Here is an 8,307-nt window from a genome sequence, read left to right on the forward strand (position 1 = left end):
CCTTGTCCATTCTCTCAGTCGAATTACTATAGAGAAATTTTTTGAGAGCGCGGCAATGCCACGATCTCAGAAAATTTCTCTAGATTTTGATTTCGGAAAAATTGCTATGGCATTGGCTCGTTGATGTTATCAAATCTAGCTTGATTTATAGCATATCTAGTTCGGCGAAATGGCGGAAATTCCTGACCGAACGGCTTCGGAAATTGACTGATATAGAGTTAATAAGACCGCAGCGCGATCGCTTTCAACCCGCTCAACATTAATATTGGCGCATTCCCATAGGCTCAGTTTCCAGAAACGGCTTTGTAACCAAGCAATTTCGGCGATCGCTGAGCGCGTGATAATTAAAATTGGTAATCCCGCCAAAATATCCAAGTTGCTAATAATTTCTAAATGGCTTAACAGTAATTGACTATCCCCATCTAATACAAATAAATCAGGCTGCCAAATTTTCGAGAGAATATCCCCCTGCTCCAAGCCCTCCGCCTCTAGTAAACAATGCCCAAGATCCTGCAACAAACCAATCGTGCCATCCCCAAAATTATGTTGCAGATACATCACCTTCAAAGACTTAGGCGGCATCACATAACTGGGCAGAAATCTACCTAAATCCGTGGCATTAATTGGCTTTAACAAAATTCCATCCGCCTGATGGATCGTCATCTTCGGTTCATCTGCCCGCTTCATGATCACCACCCGAATATGTTTCGTCAAATGATCGCCCTTCAGCAAAGCCAATACATCCCAGCCAGAAAGCATTGGCATATCAGGACTCAGCAGAATCAGGCAGGGTTGTAACCTGCGGGCTTTTTCTAGCGCCTCCGTCCCTGATCGCGCAATTACCACCTGATAGTCTAACTCCGAGAGCGTATGACGCAGCCAATCTACCACCTCCGTTGCTGTCTCCACCACCAAGATCAACCGACTTTGGGGCTTAGGAGTCCAGCCTGATTTTGTCGATGATTCAGGACGCTCAGGTGGTAATAGAATTGTAAATTGACTCCCCACATCCACCTGCGACACAAAGGTAATGTCCCCACCATGCAGTCGGGCAAGATGGCGGGTCAGCAATAGACTAGAGCCAGTGCCTTCAAAACGGCGAGTCAAGACATTTTCCATCTGTTGAAATTTTTGGAAAACCAAACTCTGTTTTTCCTCAGGGATGCCAATGCCCTGATCCCATACCGTAATTGCTAGCCAGCCTTCCCACCACCGCACTTTGATCCCAATTTGTGGTGATAGTGGCGGCAAATCTTCTACTAAATCCGATGGTGAAAAACTAAATTTGAAGGCATTGGATAATAAATTGACGAGCATTTGTTGCAAGCGCACCTCATCGGCGGCGATCGTTTTGATACTCGGATCGATATCTAATGAAATGTCTAGCTCCCAGTCTTCATCAAAGTGATAGTTGCGCCCAATGGTCGAGTCTTGGTGAATTAGCCTTTGTAATTGCTGAATACTTTTTTGGCAAACCTCTTTAACTGAGATCGTCTCCACATATAGCTCCAACTGACCTGATTCCGCCTTGGCAAGATCAAAAATATTATCGATAATCGCCACCAGTTGCCGCCCGCTCTGGTGGATCATTTTTACATAGCGACTTTGGCGATCGTTTAATGCCCCAAAGGTATTGTTGCTCAGGAGGCTGGCAATGCCAATTACTGAGGTTAGGGGAGTTTTGAGTTCATGGTTAATGCAGGTCAAAAATTCATCCTTGACCCGACTTAAGCCCGATAGCTCTTGGGCAAGATTTTTTTGGGCGGTAATGTCGTAGGCGATCGCCAAGTCTAAACCCTGCAAACTACCCTGTAAAGCCACAGTAATCACCTGCCAAGTCAAGGCTTTGCCATCGGTGGTGCAAAATTGATAGGAGATCGCTTGGTTTGAGGGTAGTAAAGAAGAATCTGCTGTCTGTTGATCCGTACTTTGATCCGATCTGCCATCAAGACCTGAATGTTCTTGAGTCGTTAGAGGCTTGGGGTGTGCGGACAAACTATCATAAAGACTATTGCGCCATGCGGCGTTCATACCCACCACCTCCCCCTGCCGATCGCATACCATCACAGGTAGGGGCAGTTGATAAACCAATGGCAATAGTAATGAATCCACCGAAGGACTTTGACTATGCTCCGACTCGTATAGCGATCGCCACAACTGATGCACTTCCAACAAGGCTGTAAACCGACCTTGGCGATCGACCAAAGCCCACATTGGGGCAGAATGCCGATATTGCGTAATTCTTTCTAAAAAAGCTGCCACTGTCATCGAAAAGGCGATCGCTGGTAAAGGCTCTAGATCGATATCCTCAATCAAAACCGCAGGCGCAGCAAACTGGAGGCGATCTTCCAGAGATTGCCAATTTAATAAACATCTAGGGCTGAACAAACCACGAGGTTGTTCCTGCTCGTCCAGCACCACCACATTAGCCCAACCCTTTTTTAGCAAGTCTAATGCTGCGGTAGTGGGACTCGTCAATCGGCAAATTGCCACCAAAGACTGTCCATATATTTCTAAAGACTGATTTAAGACGAGGGAATCCATAGTCCGAAACCCTGACAAGCTAAAGTTAGTAAGTATTGCCTGTCACTAACCACTTACAAATTATTATGTATAGTGCAATCATCAATCTCACATGATTTCGCAACTTCAATGCGAAAATAAACCTTAAGATCATCCAAAAGCCATTCTAACCACCAATAGCCCATGCCAGTTTTAACCAATTTGCAAGTATGCTGTTTGGTGGCAGAAGCTGATGTCAACCAAGCTAAACTCGACCTTGCCAAGTTTTTGCCAGAGGATCGATACAGCATTACAGTCGTTGCTGATTTGGAAGTTCTTGTAAGTTTATTAACAAGAACCCACAATTCACAGGACTGTCTAGTTATATTTAAAGATGCCGAAGCGGTCGTTGACCATCTCGGTGAATTAAATATTTTCTTGCCAGCCATACTAGTTCTCGAAAATCTTAATGAGCATCCTGAATCTCCTTATGAATATAACGAATCCAGAGGCTTTTACAGAGCTAGTATCAGTATCAACCGTGACCAGCTTCAAGATCTGCCGACCATCATCGATCAGGCGATCGCCACCTTTATCAAAATCTCTCCCCAAATTCGCCACCAAGTTTATGTCAACATTCCTCACCCCACTGCATCAGAATCTTTAAGTGTCCAACAACAGAGACTAGCTGAAAAACTCAATGAGCGATTAGGATATTTGGGGGTGTATTACAAACGTGATCCAAGATTATTTCTCCGCAACCTATCTACCGAAGATAGGAAAGAGTATGTCGTCCGTCTAAAAAACTTATATCGATCCATTATCCTTGAGTATTTTTTAGACAAAAACAATGATGATCTCAACTCCAAGATCGATGAATTTGTCAACCTCTCCTTTTTCGCAGATATATCTGTTTCCCAAGTCCTAGAAATTCACATGGAACTCATGGATGAATTTGCCAAGCAATTGAGACTCGAAGGGCGCAATGATGACATCTTACTCGACTACCGCATTACCCTGATTGACATGATTGCTCATCTCTGCGAGCTTTACCGCCGTTCGATCCCCCGCTCTTAGCCCCAAATCAAAACCAGATTAATAAATCATTTAAATAACCGTAGATAGCAAAACTAATGAGATGATCCGTAAAACTTACGTCCTAAAACTCTATGTTGCAGGCAATACCCCCAACTCAGTGAGGGCGCTCAAGATGCTGAACGATATTCTTGAAAAGGAATTTCAAGGGGTTTATACCCTAAAAGTAATTGATGTACTCAAAAATCCTCAACTCGCCGAAGAGGACAAAATCTTAGCAACCCCAACATTGGCTAAGGTACTGCCGCCCCCTGTAAGAAAGATTATTGGCGATCTGTCCGATCGCGAAAAAGTATTAATTGGTTTAGATTTACTTTACGAGGAATTAATTGGCAATGACTAGTGCAGCGATCGAAAACAGTAATGAAAATAATCAGGACAGCAAAAGGCAAGAACTAGGGGTACAGAAGCTCCGCACCATGATCGAGGGGTTAGATGACATCACCCACGGTGGCTTACCCAAAGGGCGATCGACCCTTGTCAGTGGCACTTCTGGCACAGGCAAAACCTTACTGGCAATGCAGTTTTTGTATAATGGGATTACGGGACTAGATGAACATGGCGTATTTGTGACCTTTGAGGAGTCGCCATCGGACATTATTAAGAATGCCCATAGTTTTAATTGGGATCTCCAAGAATTAATCGATCAAGGCAAATTATTTATTCTTGATGCTTCACCCGATCCCGAAGGTCAGGAAGTGGTGGGGGACTTTGACCTATCGGCATTAATCGAGCGCATCCAATACGCGATCATCAAATACAAAGCTAAGCGCATCTCCATCGACTCGATGACCGCGATTTTCCAACAATATGACTCCCTTGGGCTAGTGCGCCGTGAAATATTTAGGATTGTCGCCCGCCTCAAGTCCCTTGGCGTTACTACTGTAATGACCACCGAACGCGAACTCGAGTATGGACCAGTTGCCAGATTTGGCGTGGAAGAATTTGTCTCGGACAATGTGATTATTTTGAGAAATGTCCTTGATGGTGAGCGCCGCCATCGTACTGCTGAAATCTTGAAACTGCGCGGCACAACCCACATGAAAGGCGAGTTTCCCTTCACGATGACCAGCAAGGGCATTAATATCTTCCCCTTGGGAGCGATGCGCCTAACCCAAAAATCCTCCAATACGCGGGTTTCGTCTGGCATTGCCACCCTAGATGAAATGTGCGGCGGCGGCTATTTCAAAGATTCAATTATTCTCACCACAGGGGCAACGGGTACGGGCAAGACCTTGATGGTTAGCAAATTTATCGAAAATGGTTGTGAAAATGGAGAGCGGGCGATCCTATTTGCCTATGAAGAGTCGCGCCAACAGTTGACCCGCAATGCTTCTTCTTGGGGAACTGACTTTGATAAGTGGGAAAGCTCTGGCTTGCTCAAAATTATCTGTGTTTATCCTGAATCCTCGGGACTAGAGGATCATTTGCAGGTGATTAAGTCGGAGATTGAGACTTTTAAACCCTCGCGCATTGCGATCGATTCCCTGTCTGCTCTCGCTAGGGGCGTGAGCAATAACACTTTCCGCCAGTTTGTGATCGGGCTGACGGGCTATGTGAAGCAGGAGGAGATCACTGGTTTATTTACGAATACCACCGATCAATTTATGGGTTCCCATTCGATTACCGAGTCCCATATTTCCACGATTACCGATACGATTATTCTGCTGCAATATGTAGAAATTCGCGGTCAAATGTCCCGTGCAGTGAACGTATTTAAGATGCGGGGATCGCGCCATGACAGCCGTATTCGCGAATATATCATCACGGATCAAGGCGCACAGATTAAGGATTCGTTCCAAGGCTTTGAAAGGATCTTGAGTGGTTCGCCCACAAGGGTATCAGTGGATGAAAAGTCTGAGCTATCTAGAATCATTCGCGGCGTATCAGTGGAGCCTTTGGAGTAAGGGTAAAGTACTCTGGTAAGAGTTGCAGCATTCAGCGCTGCAACTCTTATTTTGGGTTTTGATTTGTCCTAATACAAGTGCCTATAGCTCTATCCTTGTCATAACATTTCGTGATTATTTTTCGTATCCTAGAAAAGTGATCGTCTGTTAATCAAACATCAAAGCAAAGTGATCGACCAATCAATTAAATCGCCGGCAGCTTGTTTCGCAATTACAGCCTGTTGAGTTTTTGTGGGATACACCGAAAACAGACCGTACAGGCTATTTGTATGGTTTACGATGTGCTACATATTTCTTCAACAGGCTGTATCAACCTAAAAACAGTTGAAACCTTGATATATACTAGAGTTCAAAAATAGTAATTTAGGTAAAATCAATGCAAAAAATTATTATCAAAAATTTCGGTGCTGTCGAATATGCCGAAATTGAAATCAAGAAAATTTTAGTTTTAATTGGCGAACAAGCTAGTGGTAAAAGCACTATTGCTAAACTTATTTATTTTTTTAAATCACTGAAAAACGACTTAAATATTCAACTTCGTCAAGATACAGACAGAAATTATTTTGATACAGCTTCAGATTTAATATTTCCCATCAGAGAAAAGTTTTATGATTTCTTTGGTTCTACATATCACTTACCAAATTTTGAAATAACATTTCATTATAATGTCGAGAATGACAGGTATATAAGATTAACATTAAACTCAGACAGAAAAGTTGAGGCTTATCTAAGTTTTATAGATCAAACTTTTAAGGATTCAGCCAGTACGATCAAAAGACTTTTGCGACAACAGCGAAGTATCAATATAGATAGATTCTATGAACAAATAGCCTATGATCGCGATGAATCTAGTCTTTCTCAAAGGTTAAGTTCATTACTAAATGGTGTTTTTTCTAGCAATCAGACAGACTCACTGTTTATTATTGCTAGTAGAAATGTAACTGTTGGTTACTCCAATACATTTGAAAAGTATCTGTTTTCAGACACTCAAAATAATTTGGAAAATAGGAGAGCTTTTAAAAGAAAGGAACAAACTATTGATGAAACTTTGATGCTAAATTTCATCGAAAGAACATCACAGATCAAAAAATTCTTTACAAAATATATGGGTTTTGAGGGTTTGATTGAAAGCTTTGAAGAAGATCGAATTAAAAAAGAAAAACTATATCAAGTCAAAACAAAGATAGAGGAAATTTTGAAAGGAAAATATTTAATAGATAGTCAGGGAGAAAAAATTGTATTTGATCAAGCAAGAACAGGCTATGTGTATCTTCATAATTCTTCTTCAGGACAACAGGAATCAATTAGAATTCTTCAAGACATCTTTATTAATATTCTTGAGCGCTCGAAAATATTTAGAGTTCTAGAAGAACCAGAAGCTCATTTATTTCCAGTTGCTCAAAAGCAGTTAATTGAGTTGTTATCTTTAATGGTAAATCAAGACGAAGATAATCAAATAATTATTACAACTCATAGCCCTTATGTGCTTACAGTTTTCAATAATTTGCTATTTGCCAAGCGTGTTGTAAATAAAAATCCATCGACCGAGGCTGAAGTATCTGAAATAATACCTCAAGAATTTTGGCTAAATGCAAATGATTTTTCAGCATACTCTTTAGGCAATCACTTCATGGGAGAAAAAACTCAATATTGTGAATCTATATTTAATGTTGAGAAAGGAACTATTAGGCAAAATTATTTGGATACAGTATCCGAGATGCTAGGTGGTGCTTTTAATTCTTTGTATAGTATTCATGCTAAGAGCTTTGGAATAAGATGAGCAAATTTGAGAACATGAAACTTCATCTGTCACTTAATTTTGATAGGATGAACAATTTTTTAGAAATAGATAGTCGCGATGAGGTTTGTATAATTGATTTCCAAGGTCAGTCATTTATAATTATTAGTATTCAACTCGTAGACAACACTTTTACAATTCGACAAAATGGTATAGATACTACTCATCTAGACTTTGATGACTCTAAAGTATTCAAGATAACTAACGCTAACCTAATCGGATTTATCCCAATTGACGGTAGAAATGGGCTTTTAGGATTTGGAAAATCCCATTGTGATTTTGTCTTTTTTGATGAGAACAACTTTTGTTTTGTTGAATTCAAATTGAATGCAACTAGTCTAAGGGAAGGATCAATTAGCAATAATAGAAGGAAGGCTATAGATCAACTAAAAAATACAATTGCCTTATTCAACGCTAAGCTTGACAGAAACTATCAAAATTTAGTACTAGAAGCATATGTCTGTACCCCTGAAATTTACCCAAGGGAAAATGCAAGTTGGCAAGAGTTAGCAAAAGATTTCTTGGAAGAAGTCGGGTTTCAAATTTTTGAAAAAATTGAAAAATCTGTATTTAAATTAGATTAATATAATTAAATATAATAAATATTAAGCGATGATAAATGCTATTGAACTTGAAAGTTTTGGCATAATTGAAAAACTTGTCTGGCAAAAATTAGGCAAGATAAATCTTGTCATTGGGAATAATGGCACAGGTAAGACTTTCTTGCTTAAATCTTTGTATACCGCCATGCGAACAATTGAAGAATTTAAGCGTGGTGATGATCAAAGAAATATTAATCAAATACTTTTTGATAAACTATATTGGACATTTCAGACGGAAGAAATTGGTGATTTAGTAAGAAAAGGTTCAGAGCATCCACTGTCATTCAAGATATATTTAAACGCTGAGGGGGTGACAAAGACATCTAAAACGTAGCCGTGACAAGCTGCATAGCCCTCTTACCTCGTTGATAGTAGGTTAACTTATTGGGAGCTAGTTTCAATA

The 8,307-nt window shown here is 40.6% G+C and carries 7 protein-coding genes; 6 read left to right on the forward strand and 1 reads right to left on the reverse strand.

The window, feature by feature from the left end:
- Positions 1-156: 156 nt before the first annotated feature.
- Complete coding sequence (locus H6F44_RS07590) at positions 157-2,544, reverse strand: ATP-binding response regulator (RefSeq protein WP_190350355.1); 2,388 nt, start codon at positions 2,542-2,544, stop codon at positions 157-159.
- Positions 2,545-2,706: 162 nt separating this feature from the next.
- On the opposite strand from H6F44_RS07590, the gene H6F44_RS07595 reads away from it, so the two are divergent.
- From H6F44_RS07595 to H6F44_RS07620, 6 genes are all read left to right on the forward strand, one after another.
- Positions 2,707-3,579: a circadian clock protein KaiA gene (locus tag H6F44_RS07595; RefSeq protein WP_190350356.1), complete on the forward strand. Its 873-nt coding sequence runs from the start codon at positions 2,707-2,709 to the stop codon at positions 3,577-3,579.
- Between the two features lie 61 nt (positions 3,580-3,640).
- Positions 3,641-3,940, forward strand: coding sequence for a circadian clock protein KaiB (kaiB, locus tag H6F44_RS07600; RefSeq protein ID WP_009626105.1), 300 nt, complete (start codon positions 3,641-3,643; stop codon positions 3,938-3,940).
- Positions 3,933-5,504, forward strand: a complete 1,572-nt coding sequence (gene kaiC, locus H6F44_RS07605) for a circadian clock protein KaiC (RefSeq protein WP_190350357.1) — start codon at positions 3,933-3,935, stop codon at positions 5,502-5,504. Before kaiB ends, kaiC begins: the two co-directional genes overlap by 8 nt.
- Before the next feature lie 376 nt (positions 5,505-5,880).
- Positions 5,881-7,284 carry an AAA family ATPase gene (locus H6F44_RS07610; RefSeq protein ID WP_190350358.1) on the forward strand — a complete coding sequence of 468 codons (1,404 nt, stop codon included), beginning with the start codon at positions 5,881-5,883 and terminating at the stop codon, positions 7,282-7,284.
- A gap of 14 nt (positions 7,285-7,298) precedes the next feature.
- Positions 7,299-7,886 carry a hypothetical protein gene (locus tag H6F44_RS07615; protein ID WP_199302044.1) on the forward strand — a complete coding sequence of 196 codons (588 nt, stop codon included), beginning with the start codon at positions 7,299-7,301 and terminating at the stop codon, positions 7,884-7,886.
- Positions 7,887-7,914: 28 nt separating this feature from the next.
- A complete protein-coding gene (locus H6F44_RS07620; protein WP_190350360.1) occupies positions 7,915-8,238 on the forward strand; it encodes an AAA family ATPase in 324 nt (107 codons plus the stop codon).
- Positions 8,239-8,307: the final 69 nt, after the last annotated feature.

The sequence above is a fragment of the Pseudanabaena cinerea FACHB-1277 genome, from assembly GCF_014696345.1.
Taxonomy (GTDB): domain Bacteria; phylum Cyanobacteriota; class Cyanobacteriia; order Pseudanabaenales; family Pseudanabaenaceae; genus Pseudanabaena; species Pseudanabaena cinerea.

Coding starts and splice junctions, on each gene's coding strand:
- H6F44_RS07590 (WP_190350355.1), bottom strand. CDS start 2,544: ATGGATTCCCTCGTCTTAAATCAGTCTTTAGAAATATATGGACAGTCT.
- H6F44_RS07595 (WP_190350356.1), top strand. CDS start 2,707: ATGCCAGTTTTAACCAATTTGCAAGTATGCTGTTTGGTGGCAGAAGCT.
- kaiB (WP_009626105.1), top strand. CDS start 3,641: ATGATCCGTAAAACTTACGTCCTAAAACTCTATGTTGCAGGCAATACC.
- kaiC (WP_190350357.1), top strand. CDS start 3,933: ATGACTAGTGCAGCGATCGAAAACAGTAATGAAAATAATCAGGACAGC.
- H6F44_RS07610 (WP_190350358.1), top strand. CDS start 5,881: ATGCAAAAAATTATTATCAAAAATTTCGGTGCTGTCGAATATGCCGAA.
- H6F44_RS07615 (WP_199302044.1), top strand. CDS start 7,299: ATGAAACTTCATCTGTCACTTAATTTTGATAGGATGAACAATTTTTTA.
- H6F44_RS07620 (WP_190350360.1), top strand. CDS start 7,915: ATGATAAATGCTATTGAACTTGAAAGTTTTGGCATAATTGAAAAACTT.